At 54.2% G+C, this 14,795-nt stretch carries 11 protein-coding genes; 4 read left to right on the top strand and 7 right to left on the bottom strand.

Annotated features, from left to right (window positions below):
- Positions 1-19 precede the first annotated feature (19 nt).
- From ACQE32_RS12145 to iolD, 3 genes are all read right to left on the bottom strand, one after another.
- On the bottom strand, positions 20-904 hold the full coding sequence (locus ACQE32_RS12145) for a sugar phosphate isomerase/epimerase family protein (RefSeq protein ID WP_250651468.1): 885 nt from the start codon (positions 902-904) through the stop codon (positions 20-22).
- A gap of 68 nt (positions 905-972) precedes the next feature.
- On the bottom strand, positions 973-1,989 hold the full coding sequence (locus tag ACQE32_RS12140) for a Gfo/Idh/MocA family protein (protein ID WP_426973988.1): 1,017 nt from the start codon (positions 1,987-1,989) through the stop codon (positions 973-975).
- Positions 1,990-2,091: 102 nt separating this feature from the next.
- Complete coding sequence (iolD, locus tag ACQE32_RS12135; RefSeq protein ID WP_427021847.1) at positions 2,092-4,032, bottom strand: 3D-(3,5/4)-trihydroxycyclohexane-1,2-dione acylhydrolase (decyclizing); 1,941 nt, start codon at positions 4,030-4,032, stop codon at positions 2,092-2,094.
- 554 nt (positions 4,033-4,586) lie between these two features.
- Between iolD and ACQE32_RS12130 the strand changes: the two genes are divergently transcribed.
- Both ACQE32_RS12130 and ACQE32_RS12125 read left to right on the top strand, forming a co-directional pair.
- A complete protein-coding gene (locus ACQE32_RS12130; protein ID WP_427021846.1) occupies positions 4,587-6,515 on the top strand; it encodes a bifunctional 5-dehydro-2-deoxygluconokinase/5-dehydro-2-deoxyphosphogluconate aldolase in 1,929 nt (642 codons plus the stop codon).
- Between the two features lie 252 nt (positions 6,516-6,767).
- Positions 6,768-7,607 (top strand): MurR/RpiR family transcriptional regulator, encoded by an 840-nt coding sequence (locus ACQE32_RS12125; RefSeq protein ID WP_250651464.1) that lies wholly within the window; start codon positions 6,768-6,770, stop codon positions 7,605-7,607.
- Positions 7,608-7,838: 231 nt separating this feature from the next.
- Here the strand turns inward: ACQE32_RS12125 and iolB are convergent, their stop codons facing one another.
- Both iolB and ACQE32_RS12115 read right to left on the bottom strand, forming a co-directional pair.
- Complete coding sequence (gene iolB / locus ACQE32_RS12120) at positions 7,839-8,660, bottom strand: 5-deoxy-glucuronate isomerase (protein WP_427021845.1); 822 nt, start codon at positions 8,658-8,660, stop codon at positions 7,839-7,841.
- A 21-nt stretch (positions 8,661-8,681) separates the two neighbouring features.
- Positions 8,682-10,187 (bottom strand): CoA-acylating methylmalonate-semialdehyde dehydrogenase, encoded by a 1,506-nt coding sequence (locus ACQE32_RS12115; protein ID WP_427021844.1) that lies wholly within the window; start codon positions 10,185-10,187, stop codon positions 8,682-8,684.
- A 421-nt stretch (positions 10,188-10,608) separates the two neighbouring features.
- On the opposite strand from ACQE32_RS12115, the gene ACQE32_RS12110 reads away from it, so the two are divergent.
- Positions 10,609-11,424, top strand: a complete 816-nt coding sequence (locus ACQE32_RS12110; RefSeq protein ID WP_426981292.1) for a TIM barrel protein — start codon at positions 10,609-10,611, stop codon at positions 11,422-11,424.
- A 95-nt stretch (positions 11,425-11,519) separates the two neighbouring features.
- On the opposite strand, the gene ACQE32_RS12105 is transcribed toward ACQE32_RS12110, so the two are convergent.
- Positions 11,520-12,719, bottom strand: a complete 1,200-nt coding sequence (locus ACQE32_RS12105; protein ID WP_426981294.1) for an MFS transporter — start codon at positions 12,717-12,719, stop codon at positions 11,520-11,522.
- 131 nt (positions 12,720-12,850) lie between these two features.
- Here ACQE32_RS12105 and ACQE32_RS12100 point away from each other — a divergent pair, with 131 nt between their 5' ends.
- Positions 12,851-13,900, top strand: coding sequence for an AI-2E family transporter (locus ACQE32_RS12100; RefSeq protein WP_426973981.1), 1,050 nt, complete (start codon positions 12,851-12,853; stop codon positions 13,898-13,900).
- Here the strand turns inward: ACQE32_RS12100 and ACQE32_RS12095 are convergent.
- Positions 13,897-14,580, bottom strand: coding sequence for a FadR/GntR family transcriptional regulator (locus tag ACQE32_RS12095; RefSeq protein WP_426973980.1), 684 nt, complete (start codon positions 14,578-14,580; stop codon positions 13,897-13,899). The genes ACQE32_RS12100 and ACQE32_RS12095 overlap by 4 nt on opposite strands.
- Positions 14,581-14,795: the final 215 nt, after the last annotated feature.

Below are 14,795 nucleotides of genomic sequence, written 5' to 3'. Positions count from 1 at the left end.
TCCAACGGAGCTAACCACCCTATTTGCCCAGCAGTTCGCGCTCTATCAGTTCGCGCGTTTCCACCGCCTGATACTTCATCTTTTCCGGGTAACCAAACAGCGCCGGGGTAATAATCGACTCGCCGCCCACTTTCCAGCTGCGGCTGGCAAAGTCCATTTCACGCAGCGTTTTAAACAGCGCGGTGAAATCCACCTCGCCTTCACCCACGCCAACGTGCTGATGCACTGCGGCATCAACGCCCGGCGGGTTGACGATATAACGGCAGTGTTTGGTGTGATTCATGGTATCGGCAATCAGTACGTGTGAGAGATCGTCGCCCACGTACTCCAGCATGCTTTTTACATCGCCTTTGCCGTTGTCATAGAAAAAGGTGTGCGGCACGCTGTAGACATACTTAACGTTCTCGCTGCGGAATGACTTAACGATGTCGGCGGTTTCATTGTTGCGCTCGCAGAAATCCCACGGATGTGACTGAATTTCAAGGCGGATCCCTTCGCGCTCTACGATCGGCAGCAGCTCTTCCATTGAGCGATAGAACATCTCTTCGCAAATCTCCGGCTCGTTCGGATTACCGGACAGCTCGGTATTGATAACCTGTACGCCCATCTCAACCGCAATTTCAATCATGCGTTTCCAGTTTTTAACTGCCGCCTGGCGACGCAGCTCATCAGGGCCTGACCAGCGATAAACCACGATAAACGAGGAGATCTCCACGCCGGTGGCTTTCAGCGCGTTTTTGTACTCCGTCATAATTTCCCGGCTGGCCTTCGGGTGCTTATAAAAAGGGTTAATCTGCGGATGCGGCGACTGCTCAATATACTTGTAGCCCCAGTCAGCCACCTGATGAACCATCTTTGTGATGCCTAAATCTCTAATGACATCCACATCGAAAGCGATCTTCATAACCTTCTCCCTGATTGCTCAGTGCATGATGCACGCGCTTCCCGCCAGGGCAGGAAGCGCGCGGGAAATTAAGCCTTATCGTAAAATGCCGGGCGTGGCGGCAGCTCAACGGGCTCGATAGCGCCGCTGTTCTGTGCCTTCAGACAGGCATCGGCAGCCACGGAAGCGGCATAACCATCCCAGGCGGATGGTCCGGTCAGGGAGCCGCTACTGACATCATTAATAAATGCCTGCAGCTCTACGTCATAGGCATCGATAAAGCGATCTTTCCAGTCGGTAAGAATGGAGGTGGAAAGTTGGGCGCTTTTACGCATCTGTACGGCAGAGGGTTCCGGCAGTTTGGCTATGCCCTCTTCGCCGACCACTTCGCACTGGATATCATAGCCGTAGGCGCAGTTAACAAAGATTTCTACGTCGATGCGGATGCCCTTCTGCGTTTCAAACAGCACGATCTGCGGATCTTTCAGACGAGCATGTGTTTTTGACGTCACGCGCGGGAAAACCACCTGCACGGTTTTATAGTCATCATTGGTCAGCCAGCGCAGCACATCCAGTTCGTGAATCAGCGTGCTGGTGATTGCCATATCGGTGGTATAACTTTCCGGCACCGTTGGATTACGGTGCGCGCAATGCAGCATCAGCGGCTCGCCGATCTCACCGTCAGTAATCACTTTTTTCAGCGCCCGATAGCCCACATCGTAAGGACGCATAAAACCAACCTGTACCAGACGTTTGCCGAATTTCATTTCGGCATCAACGATGCGACGGCAGCCTTCGGCGGTCATCGCCAGCGGTTTTTCACAGAAAACCGGCTTACCGGCGGCAATAGCAGCCAGGGTAAATTCCTCATGCGTAGGATCCCAGGACGTCACCAGCACCGCGTCCACATCAGGCGAGTTCACCACGTCATGACCATTGGCGTACACTTCCGCCTGCAGGCCAAGTCGCGTCAGTGCCGCCTTCGCGCTTTCAAGATTAATATCAGAGACCGCCACTACGGTGGCGCCCTGCAACACTTTGCTGCAGCGACGAATATGTTCCTGGCCGATTGCGCCGGTGCCGATAACGCCAAGTTTCAGAGTCATGATGTCTCCAGAATTCAGGGTAGGCGCGAACCCGCCAGGCAGGCTGGCAAGATTCGCTGTCAGGGTAGATGTCAGATAGTTAAGGGCTAAATTTTTTAATAGTCAGTATTTACGTGCCTGCTCGACATGCTCGTTCAGCATCTTAGCCACGGCATCAATGCGCTCGGAGGTGGAAACCTGCGCGCCGCCGACATGCCACCAGCTGAAATACTTATGCGCCATGGTTTTGGGCAAAACTTTCACGTCAATCAGGGTTGATACGGTTTCTTTACGCGCCGCTTCCAGCGCATGGCTTAGCTCTTCCAGCGTGGTCACACGCCATGTTTTACAGCCGTAACCGGCAGCGATGGCGGCGAAATCAACCGGGATAAAGCCGCCGTCCAGCTTGCCGCTTTTGTTATCACGAAAGCGAAACTCGGTGGTAAAGCTGTCCATGCCGTGTTCCAGCTGAAGGTTGTTGATACAGCCGTTGGTCATATTGTCGAACAGCACGACATTGATTTTGGCTTTCTCCTGAATCGAGGTCACCAGCTCGGAATGCAGCATCATAAAAGAGCCGTCACCCACCAGCGCATAGACTTCGCGTTGGGGTTCAGCCAGCTTGACGCCGAGCGCGGCGTTGATCTCATAACCCATGCAGGAGTAGCCATACTCAACGTGATAGCCGTTCGGCGCTTTGGTGCGCCAGACGCGTTGCAGATCGCCCGGCAGGCTGCCAGCCGCCGCGACGATAACTGCATCCTCCGGCAGCTGCTCGTTCAGGGTACCCAGCACGCTGCTCTGAGTCAGAAAGGAGCCGGTCAGGCGATTAAACTCGGCGAACAGCGCTTCGCGATCGATGCTGTCATCAATTTCCGGCACAAAATTCTCTTCGCTGTAAGCCACCTGATAAACGCGCTGCGTTTCCTTGAGCAGCTTGCTTTGCGCCTGTTCGATTTTAGCGCCCCATTCGCTGCTAAAACCTTGCGCGCTCAAACGTTCATTCAGTGCGGCCAAAGCTTCACGCGCATCGGCAACCACCTGCACGCCATCCAGTTTGTAAGCGTCGAAATTGCTGATGTTGATATTGAGGAAGCTGACATCGGGGTGCTGGAATATCCATTTTGATGCGGTAGTGAAATCGGTGTAACGCGTCCCGACGCCAATCACCAGATCGGCCTCTTTCGCCAGCAGGTTAGCGGCCAGGCAGCCGGTTTCGCCAACGCCGCCTACGTTCAGCGGATGATCGGAAACTAACGTGCCTTTGCCCGCCTGCGTTTCCGCGAAAGGAATGTGATGCTGTTCAGCAAACTGACGTAGCGCCTCGCCAGCGCCGGAGTATTTCACGCCGCCGCCGCAGACAATCAGTGGCTTACGCTTGCGTGCCAGCAGCGCTAATGCGTCCTGTAACTGCGCTTCAGTAGCGGGACGGCGATCTAACCGATGCACACGCTTTTGAAAGAAATAATCAGGGTAGTCCCAGGCTTCGCCCTGCACATCCTGCGGCAGCGAAAGCGTCACCGCGCCGGTTTCCGCCGGATCGGTTAATACGCGCATGGCATTGATGCAGGCGGTCATCAGTTGTTCAGGACGGCTCACGCGATCCCAATATTTACTGACGGCACGAAACGCATCGTTGGTGCTCAGGCTCAGGTCGTGGCTCTGTTCAATTTGCTGTAGCACCGGATCGGGCTGGCGCGTAGCGAACACATCGCCAGGCAGCAGCAGCAAGGGAATGCGGTTAGCCGTGGCGGTTGCGGCGGCGGTAATCATATTGGCTGCACCGGGACCCACGGAGGAGGTGCAGGCGATGATTTCACGACGCAGTTTCTGTTTGGCGTAGCCAGTAGCGGCATGCGCCATCCCCTGCTCGTTGCGGCCCTGATGCACTATCAGATCGCCACTATCCTGTTCTAACGCCTGGCCAAGACCCAGCACGTTACCGTGGCCGAAAATGGCGAAGATGCCCTTAACGAATTTAGTTTCAACCCCGTCAACGCTCAGGTACTGATTATCAAGAAATTTCACCAGCGCCTGTGCCGTGGTTAATCTGATCTTGCCCATTTGCTTATCCTTTACCCGTGGAGTAACCGTTAACAGGGTGCGCCGTAATTCGCCTGTGCTGGCGACCAAAACGCTAATCGCCCGACGGCTGATTAGTGAAACGTGAGGCGATTATAAACAAATATTTTTTTCATAAAATACGATTACAGAAGAAACATTTCATTTTGCGAGTGAGATCAAATTATGGGTTCAGCCAGCCCGCAAAGCGGCTTCGGTACAGCGAGAAGTGAAACAACAGCAGAACAGTGCGTAAAAAATAAATATTCCATTTCATTTACTGTGTGTTGTTAACTGCTTCAATATCTGTGCTAAAGCAAGAGAACATCGGCTTTTCATCGTAACTAATCGCAGCTTTCAGGGCAGCAGAAACGCCAGAAGATTTTTACCCGCCTCACAGTTTTGGGTTGATAATTTCATTTTATATTGTTTTTGAAATATTTATTTCCCATACTGCCAACACAGTTGATCCGGTGCGATCGGATTATCGGGATTTCCCGTAAGATCTCTGGAGACGCTCGACAGTGACTGCTTATCACAAAAGGAAATCACAAGGTATGAGTACACAACAGAAGCGGCTTGATGTGATTTGCATTGGCCGTATTGCCGTTGACCTCTACGGTCAGCAAATCGGTGCGCGTCTGGAAGATACCAGCACCTTTGCCAAATATCTCGGCGGCTCCTCTGGCAATGTCGCTTACGGCACCGCCATTCAGGGCCTGAAATCAGCGATGCTGGCGCGCGTCGGCGATGAGCACAATGGCCGTTTCCTGCGTGAAGAGTTGCAGCGCGTAGGCGTCGATACCGAATTTTTGATTACCGATAAAAGTCGTTTAACCGGCCTGGTGATATTGGGAATTAAAGATCAGGATACCTTCCCGTTAATTTTCTACCGCGATAACTGTGCGGATATGGGCCTGACGCCGCAGGATATTGATGAAGACTATATTGCTTCCGCCCGGGCGGTTGCCGTAACCGGCACCCACCTTTCTCATCCCGACACACGCGCGGCAGTATTAAAAGCGCTGGAGATTGCGCGGCGGCACGGATTACGTACGGCGCTGGATATTGACTATCGTCCGGTGCTGTGGGGACTGACATCGCTGGGCGATGGCGAAACCCGTTTTATCGAATCAGGGCGCGTGACTCAGCAGCTACAGGAAGTGCTGCACTATTTCGATTTGATCGTTGGAACAGAAGAAGAGTTTCATATCGCCGGCGGCAGCACCGATACGCTGACGGCATTGAAAGCGGTACGTCAGGCCAGTAAAGCGACGCTGGTATGCAAGCGCGGCCCGTTAGGCTGCGTTGTTTTTGAAGGCGATATTCCGGACAGCTGGGATCACACCACGCTACAGAGCGGCGTGCGCGTGGAAGTGTTAAACGTACTGGGCGCGGGCGACGCCTTTATGTCGGGTCTGCTGCGCGGCTGGCTCAATGACGAAGGCTGGCAGCAGGCCTGTCGCTATGCCAACGCCTGCGGTGCGCTGGTGGTATCGCGTCACGGCTGCGCGCCGGCAATGCCAACCAAAGCGGAGCTGGATGATTATCTCAGCCGCGATAGCGAAGTAAAACGCCCCGATCGCGACGTGCGGCTTAACCATTTTCATCGGGTGACCACCCGCAAGCAGAACTGGCAGGAGCTTTGCGTGTTTGCGTTCGACCATCGCAAACAGCTGTTTGATATGGCCCAGGAGGCGGGTGCCGAACCAGCACGTATTCCGCAGCTAAAAATGCTGTTGTTGCAGGCAGCTGAAGCGGCGGCCAGCGAGGCCGGTTTAGAAAATCACAGCGGTATTCTGGCCGATACCACATATGGTCAGCAGGCGTTAAATGCCATCACCGGCAAAGGCTGGTGGATCGGGCGCCCTATTGAAATGCCCGGATCGCGTCCGCTGCGTCTTGAGCATGGCAACATCGGCTCACAACTGATCGACTGGCCGCAGGAGCATGTGGTGAAGTGCCTGGTCTTTTACCATCCGCACGATAAGGCCGAGCTGCGTGAACAGCAGGATGCACTGATTCGCGACGTCTGGCGCAGCTGCAATAAATCGGGCCACGAACTGCTGCTGGAAGTGATCCTGCCGGAGGATAACCCGGATCGTCAGGAATCTTACTATCTTGATATTGTTCAACATTTTTACCGGCTTGGCGTACAGCCTGACTGGTGGAAGCTGCCGCCGCTGTCGCTGCAAAGCTGGCAGGCACTTGGCTCCATCATTGAGCAGCACGATCCCTGGTGTCGGGGCATTCTGCTGTTAGGGCTGGATGCGCCGGAAGATAAACTTAAAGCGGGATTCCGCGACGCGGCGCAGGCTCCATGGGTGAAAGGCTTTGCCGTAGGGCGAACCATTTTCGGTCAGCCGTCGCGCCAGTGGCTGCAGGGCGAACTGAACGACGAACAGCTGATTGAACAGGTAAAAAACAACTATCTGACGCTCATCGGCTACTGGCGTGAGGCACGGCCGGTACGCCAGGCCAGTTAATATCCAGAGCCATCACGCCGCTGATATCAAACCTGTCGGCGGCGTGATTTTTTTTAACCACAATCGCGCTGAAATGCCTGCTTTTCTGCTTTCTTATCGCTCTACGGCACGCGATTTAGCACCACTTTTTTGTGAGGTGATTCATGTTGCGATGAAATAAAGTCTGCTAATCCGTGATTCAAATGAAATTTTCCATTCGTCTGGTAGAATATTGCTCAGCAAAATGCCCATCATTTTTAGCAGGCCGAAGTAATGACAACTAATCCTACCCAGCTTTCCCTGTTACAGGACGACATTCGTCGTCGTTACGATACGCTCAGCAAGCGCCTGAAACAGGTTGCACGTTATATCCTTGATAACAGCAATAGTATTGCTTTTGACACTGTCGCCTCTATTGCTCAGCAGGCTGACGTTCCGCCTTCTACGCTGATTCGCTTTTCGAATGCTTTTGGCTTCAGCGGCTTTAACGAAATGAAGCAGGTTTTTCGCCAGCATTTAATGGAGGAAACGGTTAACTATACCGAGCGTGCGCGTCTGTTTCGGCAAACGGCTACCGACGAGGCTGCTGCCTCGCCTGAAAATCCGGCGGAGATCCTGAATGTGTTCACCATGGTGAACTCTCAGGCTTTACAGCAGTTAGCGATGCAGACCAACCCTGAGCAGCTTAATAAAGCGGTGGAGATGCTTAATAATGCTGAAAATATCTATGTCATTGGCCTGCGCCGCTCTTTTAGCGTGGCGTCTTATCTGACTTACGCCCTGCGCCATCTGGAGCGTCGCGCTTTCCTTATCGATGGTTTAGGCGGCATGTTCACTGAGCAGCTCAGCCTGGTGAATCCCAAAGATGTGGTTATTGCCATCAGCTATTCGCCTTACGCCCGTGAAGGGGTGGAACTGGTGGAGATGGGCGCCCGACGTGGCGCGCAGCAAATTGCCATTACCGATAGCCAGGTAAGCCCGCTGGCTGCCTTCAGCGATGTCTGTTTTGTGGTGCGCGAAGCGCAGGTGGATGGTTTCCGTTCTCAGGTCGCCTCTTTATGTCTGGCACAGACGCTGGCGGTATCGCTGGCGCTGCACAATGCCAAAGAGTAGTTCTGGCTTACCCCTTCTGACAGTTATCAAGCAGCCCGTGCGGGGCTGCTTCTGACGATTGCGGCTACCGGTGACCAGGCTGCAGTTTCTGACTACGGAGTGGTGCCCTGATGAGTTCCTGGCTTAAGTCACGAGGCGTTCAGACAGCAGAGTACAGCCGCGCAGGCACCTTACTTTGCCAGAAAAAAAGGCAGCCTTTCCGGCTGCCCTGATACGCTTTACCGTGCAGGTTTATTTCTCTTTAGCAGGATAATCGTCGCTGTTAACCCAGGCGTGATCCTTCTCCCAGGTAAATTTCCACTTCCGTACCGGCCCGGCCATGACGTTCAGATAATAGTTATCGTAACCGGCAAGCGTGGCGACTGGGTGGTAGCCGCGCGGCACCGTAACCACATCGCGGTTATAGGGCGCCATACATTCGTCCAGCGAGCGATCGTCGGTATAAACGCGCTGCATGGCGAAGCCCTGCTCTGGTTGGAAATGATGATAGTAGGTCTCTTCCAGATAGGTTTCATCCGGTGAGTCCTCCCGATCATGCTTGTGGCTGGGATAAGAGCTGGTATCGCCCTCATCGGTATACACCTCTACCACCAGCAGACTATCGGCAGGCTTATCATCTGGCAGGATATTATGCACCAGCCGCTTGTTGCGCCCTTTACCACGATGCTCAACGCCCACATCCTGTGGCGCAATCAGCCGTGCGGGTAAATCGCCCTGCCCCGGCGCGCTGCATACGGCCAGCTCCAGATCGGAATCAGCCATCACCTCAACACGATCGTGATGCGGCACATAAACAGAGTAAGGGGGCGTGCGCTCGAAAGGCGACTGCCGTTTGCCAATATCGGGAAACTCTGCATGTTGCGTTTTCACCGACGCCAGCCCCGCAACCAGCACCAGGCACAGCTCTTTCTCCCCGCTTTCCAGCGTCAGGGTTTGCCCTTTTTTCAGCAGATAGACATCAAAGCCAACAAAGCGCCAGCCAGCGCTTTCTGGCGTAATGTGTTGAATACGCCCGTTGGCATCAGGCTGCTGACATTTAGCAAGTAACGACATTCGCTTCTCCTTGTAAACCCGTTAGCCCAGCGTTGGCATACTGAATTCAGATACTGTTTGCTGGCCGCTCGGCCAGCGTGCCGTTGCCGTTTTCATCCGCGTATAGAAACGTACGCCGTCCGGGCCATGAACATTCAGCGCACCAAATACCGAACGCTTCCAGCCGCCAAAGCTGTGGAAGGCCATCGGCACCGGCACCGGAACGTTGACACCGACCATACCCGCCTCTACGTTTTGCACAAAATCACGTGCGGTATGCCCATTGCTGGTAAAGATGGCGCTGCCATTGCCAAACTCGTGGCTGTTTACCAGCGCCAGCGCGCTCTGGTAATCAGGCGCGCGCATAATGCCCAGCACCGGTCCGAAAATCTCTTCGCGCCAGATAACCATATCTGTCGTGACGTTGTCGAACAGGGTGCCGCCAACATAGTAGCCTTCTGCATGGCCCGGCACCTGAAAATTTCGGCCGTCCACTACCAGCGCCGCCCCTTCCGCTACGCCTTTATCGATATAGCCCAGTACCTTCTTCTGATGAACGGCAGACACCACCGGCCCCATTTCATTTTCTTCGCTGCCTTTATGCATGCCCGGCCCTACGCGCAGCGCTTTTATCAGCGGCGTAAGGCGCGCAATTAGCTTATCGGCGGTATCGTCGCCCACTGCCACCACGACCGGCAACGCCATGCAGCGTTCACCCGCCGAGCCGAAAGCGCCGCCCATGATGGCATTAACGGTGGCGTCGAGATCGGCATCCGGCATCACAATGGCATGATTCTTGGCCGCGCCGAATGCCTGTACGCGCTTGCCATAAGCGCTGGCGGTTTTATAAATATGTTCCGCTACGCCCGACGAGCCGACAAAGCTGACCGCCTGAACGCGGCTATCGGAATACAGCTGTGCGGCATCTTCATTAGAACAGTGTACGACGTTAAACACGCCATCCGGCAGACCAGCTTCGCTCAACAGCTCAGCCATGCGCACGGCAGCGGAAGGATCAAGCGCCGGCGGCTTCAATACAAAAGTATTGCCGCAGGCCAGCGCGATCGGGAACATCCACATCGGCACCATCGCCGGGAAGTTAAACGGCGTAATGCCCGCCACCACGCCCAACGGCTGCATCAGCGAGTAGCTGTCAACGCCGGTGCCGACGTTCGGTGAATATTCCCCTTTAATCAGGTGCGGAATGCCGCAGGCGAACTCCACCACCTCCATGCCGCGCGTCAGCTCGCCCAGCGCATCCGACCATACTTTGCCGTGCTCGCTAACAATCAGCTCTGCCAGTTCGTCGCGGTGCTTTTCCAGCAAGGTTTTAAAATTAAACATAACGCGCGCGCGGCGCAGCGGGGAGGTATTAGACCACTCCGGGAAAGCGTTATGCGCCACTTCTATCGCCTGTGCGACCTCATCCGCCGTGCTCTGCGTGAGTTCGCGCACCACTTTACCGGTAGCAGGATCGTAAACCGGAATAGTTTCATTGCTGGCGCTATAGGTGATTTTGCCGCCAATAAAGTTTCCAACGATATTCATGTGCATGCCTCTTGATATGGTGGTTCCCGCCGAACGGCCCGTTGCGCTTCGCCATCGGTAAGCGGGGTTTAGCCTGTTTCCGTGCATTGACCCTATTATATTGAAATAAATTTTTCAAATAGTTCAGATTGGAAAATTCATTTTTAGCGGGATGGATCGCATTTTTTTCGTAACATCACAACGCCGTTTCAGCCGCTAAGGGCCACATTAGCGCTATTCTCCGGCGCTTTACCGCACAGCTTAGGGCAGCCCCGCACGCGCTTTCCCCCGGTTCCTGTTGATGGAAAATGAAATTTTTGCGAAGCAGATCCAAAAATTATCATTTCACTATTCCATCAATTTGAAATAAATGTTCTCTTTAGGCCAACCGCCCGGCACGTCATCACGTCGGCTTTTACTTAACGTTTTGCAGGAGCACATCATGGCCATCGATCCCACCCGTTTCTGTATCAACCGCAAAATCGCACCCAATCTCAGTATTGAATCGTTCTTCAAACTGGTTCAGCGGCTTGGCCTGAATAATGTGGAATTGCGCAATGACATGCCCAGCGGCAAAGTGACCGATAACCTAAGCCATCAGCAGGTGAAAAACCTGGCGCAGCAGTACGGCATGGAAATTGTGACCATCAATGCGCTTTATCCCTTTAACCGTATGGATGAAGCGCTGCTGGCGCAGGCGGAAGGGTTATTGAAAGAGGCGCAGGCAATTGGCGCTGGCGCGCTGGTGCTCTGCCCGTTAAACGACGGACAGCCGATCGCCGCAGAAAAAACCATCGCCGCGCTGCAAAAGCTCGCGCCGCTATTTGAGCAGTATGGTGTGAAAGGGCTGGTAGAGCCTCTGGGCTTCCCGCAAAGCTCACTGCGATCTGCCGTTCAGGCACAGGCGCTCATCCGCGATGCGCAGGTGCCCTTTAACGTGCTGATCGATACGTTCCACCACCATTTATATGAGCAGGCTGAACAAGAGTTTGCTTCCGGTATTGATATTGATCGCATCGGGCTGGTGCACCTCTCCGGCGTAGAAGATGCGCGTCCAACCGCAGAACTGACCGATGAAGAACGTATTATGCTCAGCAACGGCGACGTGCTGAACAGCGTTGCGCAGGTGCAACGCCTTGAGCAGATGGGCTATCGCGGCATTTACGCCTTTGAACCTTTCTCCTCAGACCTGGCGAACTGGAGCGAGGCGGATATCGAACGTGAAATCCGCCAAAGTATTGAACTGTTGCAGGCTTGATGCCGGTACGGTTCTGAAGAAGTTATCTGTTATTTGTGTCTTTGCTGTTTCTTGCCTCCTCTGGGGGCCTTTTTTATCCCTTCTCTGCAGGCGAATCAGATCGTTTCAGCATTGCGGTTTCGCATGCGCCACGTCAGCAACAGCGCCAGACACACCAGCAGCGCGCTCAGCAGATAAATAACCGGTACCCCTGCATAGCTCATGATAAAACCGGCGACCGGCCCGGTAATACCCAGCGACAGATCCATAAACGCGGTGAAGGTAGCCAGCGCGCTGCCCTGGTTTTGCTGCGGCACCGCCTTCACCGCCGCTACGCCCAGCGCCGGGAACACCAGCGAAAAGCCTGCGCCGGTCAGCAAGGCGCCAAGATTAGCCAGCCACGGAGAAAAAGAGAGCCAGACAATAAACAGTCCCAGCGCCTCCACACCAAAACAGACAATCGCCACCCGCAATCCGCCGTAGCGGTTGATACTGTTGGGAAACAGCAGGCGAGTGCCGACAAACGCCAGGCTGAACAAGGTTAACGAGAAAGCTGCGCCAGGCCAGCCTTTCGCCTGATAAAACAGCGTAATAAAGGTGGCGATAACGCCAAAACCCGCTGAGGCCATCGCCAGCAGCAGGCCGAACGGCCAGATTTTCCCCAGCACCGCGCGAAACGGCAGCGGCTTGCCTTTACTGCCGTTTACCGACGGTCGCGGCAACGCCAGCACTATGGCGATAATAACGATCAGCATGATCACCACCGCCAGCAGCAAAATACCGCCCAGATGGTAAATCAGCGCTCCCAGCGGCGCCCCCAGCGCCATCGCGCCGTAGGTGCAGATACCATTCCAGGATATTACCCGTCCAATATGCAGCGATCCCACTACGCTAACGCCCCATAAGGTAGAGCCAGTGCCGGCAAAGCTTTGCCCAATCCCCAGCGCCAGCCGTCCAATACAGAGTAACGTCAGGCTAATCAATGGCCAGGCAGCGCTCAGGGCTGCCAGCGCATAACAAATACCGCTAAGCAGACAGCCGAACAGGCCAAAAATCACTACTTTTTTCGGACCCCATAAATCGGCATAACGGCCAGCGTGAGGACGGCTGAGCAGCGTAGAAAGATATTGCAGGCTAATCACCAGTCCCGCCCAAAAAGCGCTATAGCCCATAACGTCATGAACGTAGCCGGGTAATACCGCCAGCGGTAGTCCGATGGTGAGATAGCTGGCAAAGTTGAAAACAACTATTGAAAGAATGCGCTGATTCAGACGAAATGCGCTGGGGGAAGCTTCCGTCTCAGGCTGTCCAGACATAATATTTAACTCGTTACGGGTAAGCATCACTGGCTAAATTTTTACTATACGCAGGTTAGTGACAATAATCAGTTCGTTAGCAATTGTTAGCAGCTACAATTATCGTGGTGAAATTATTTACAGGGAACACTATGCTCGTACCGCAGCAGGAAAAAATGGGACAAAATATGTTGCTTAAAATGGCAACGCTGGTGGTTATTCTGGCAGGGATCCGTGCTGCATCAGATATTATCGTTCCTTTTCTACTGGCAATTTTCCTGGCGATTATCCTGAATCCGCTGGTGAACATGCTCATGCGCCGTGGCCTGCGCCGTAGCCTGGCGATTACGCTGGTCATGGTCGTGGTGCTAATGGTGATTTTGATGTTGGTCGCCATGCTGGCCAGCTCGGTCAATGAGTTTTCCCTGGTTTACCCGCAAATACGCACCATTCTTGAACAGAAGCTGACCGTGCTTCAGCATTATGCCGGACGGCTAAGGATCCCCGTTTCGTCGACCGCGCTGGCGGAACAGCTCGATCCCAACGCCATTATGAATGTGGCGACAACGGTGTTACGCCAGTTTTCCGGGGCGATGAGCAATTTTGTCCTGCTGATCATGACCGTTATTTTTATGCTGTTTGAAGTGCGCCATCTGCCCTATAAGCTGCGCAATGCGCTGGCTAATCCGCAGATTCGCATTGCCGGGCTGCATAAAGCGCTGAAAGGCGTAACCCACTATCTGGCGTTAAAAACGCTGATCAGCCTGATTACCGGCATCGCCGTCTGGATATCACTGCTGCTGCTGGATGTGAAATTTGCCTTGTTCTGGGGCGTGGTCGCCTTTGTGCTGAACTTTATTCCCAATATCGGGCCGATTATCGCCGGGGTTCCGCCTTTCATCCAGGCGCTGGTGCTGAACGATTTCTATGATGCACTACTGGTGGCGGCGCTGTTCAGCGCCATTCACATGGTCTTTGGCAATATGCTGGAGCCGCGCGTGATGGGCCGTGGCCTGGGTTTATCGACGCTGGTGGTGTTTTTGTCATTGATTTTTTGGGGCTGGCTGCTTGGTCCGGTAGGAATGCTGCTGTCGGTGCCGCTGACCAGCGTCTGTAAAATTTTGATGGAAACAACGCCCGGCGGCAGCAAGCTGGCTATTTTATTGGGCAATGGACGTCCGCAGGTGAAGCGCAACCGCTAACCCTCAAACAGATGATCATAGACGCGTTGCAAATGCAGCGCCATGCTGTCGCGGGCAAGCTGTGGATTCTGTTGCACAATGGCGGCCGCGATCATTTGATGGTCATGGTTTAACGCCTGAGGGAAATCCCGGTCGGCAAAATGATTTTCCAGCCTGACAAAACGCTGGCTTTTACGCCGGTTCCACAGCTGCTCCATCATCTCCCGCAGCACATCATTCCCGGTCATTTCGCTGATCAACAGGTGAAAGCGCTTATCCTCACGCAAAAATTCATCATCATTAACTCTGTATTGCGCCAGCTGATGCGCAACCTCAAGCAGCTCCCGTCGCTGCTCTGCCGTACCGTGACGCGCCGCCAGTTCAGCGGTCATCGCCTCGAACGCCTGACGCGCTTTAATCAGATCGCGCAGGCTAAAGGTATCTTCGGGTTCTGCTGGTTTTACCGGCAGCGGATTAACCACCAGCACGCCGTTACCGCTACGGATCTCTACCCAGCCGGTGACTTCCAGCGCAATAAGCGCTTCACGCACTGAAGAACGACTGACGTTAAGCTGTCTGGCCAGCTCACGCTCCGGCGGCAACAACGTGCCAGGGGCAAACTCGCCGCGTGCGATCGCCGTGCTTATCAGGCTGGATATTTGCCGATAAAGCCGCTCGGTTTTGATGGCGGGTAATGTCATAAAATGCCCTCTTCCGGTTAACGTAGCTTAAACGCACTCATAAGGCGTTATTGTTGCCGCGCCCACTATTTTATCGGGCGCTGCGCCTGATAATGGGACACCTATCACTCTTTCAGGCAAAAAACTCTCCTATTCTGGCCCAGCGGCCTGACCAATGGCCTCTTACCTCTACCGGCAGGCCCGCTGCTTTGGGCCGTCGAACCATGAAAAATCGC

The sequence above is a fragment of the Pantoea sp. FN0302 genome, from assembly GCF_050113775.1.
Taxonomy (GTDB): domain Bacteria; phylum Pseudomonadota; class Gammaproteobacteria; order Enterobacterales; family Enterobacteriaceae; genus Mixta; species Mixta alhagi.
This window is presented reverse-complemented; position numbering and strand designations above follow the sequence as displayed.

Bases quoted from the DNA above. Each gene is read 5' to 3' on its own strand.
- ACQE32_RS12100 (WP_426973981.1), top strand. From the start codon at position 12,851: ATGCTCGTACCGCAGCAGGAAAAAATGGGACAAAATATGTTGCTTAAA.
- ACQE32_RS12145 (WP_250651468.1), bottom strand. From the start codon at position 904: ATGAAGATCGCTTTCGATGTGGATGTCATTAGAGATTTAGGCATCACA.
- ACQE32_RS12115 (WP_427021844.1), bottom strand. From the start codon at position 10,187: ATGAATATCGTTGGAAACTTTATTGGCGGCAAAATCACCTATAGCGCC.
- ACQE32_RS12105 (WP_426981294.1), bottom strand. From the start codon at position 12,719: ATGTCTGGACAGCCTGAGACGGAAGCTTCCCCCAGCGCATTTCGTCTG.
- ACQE32_RS12140 (WP_426973988.1), bottom strand. From the start codon at position 1,989: ATGACTCTGAAACTTGGCGTTATCGGCACCGGCGCAATCGGCCAGGAA.
- iolD (WP_427021847.1), bottom strand. From the start codon at position 4,032: ATGGGCAAGATCAGATTAACCACGGCACAGGCGCTGGTGAAATTTCTT.
- iolB (WP_427021845.1), bottom strand. From the start codon at position 8,660: ATGTCGTTACTTGCTAAATGTCAGCAGCCTGATGCCAACGGGCGTATT.
- ACQE32_RS12125 (WP_250651464.1), top strand. From the start codon at position 6,768: ATGACAACTAATCCTACCCAGCTTTCCCTGTTACAGGACGACATTCGT.
- ACQE32_RS12095 (WP_426973980.1), bottom strand. From the start codon at position 14,580: ATGACATTACCCGCCATCAAAACCGAGCGGCTTTATCGGCAAATATCC.
- ACQE32_RS12130 (WP_427021846.1), top strand. From the start codon at position 4,587: ATGAGTACACAACAGAAGCGGCTTGATGTGATTTGCATTGGCCGTATT.
- ACQE32_RS12110 (WP_426981292.1), top strand. From the start codon at position 10,609: ATGGCCATCGATCCCACCCGTTTCTGTATCAACCGCAAAATCGCACCC.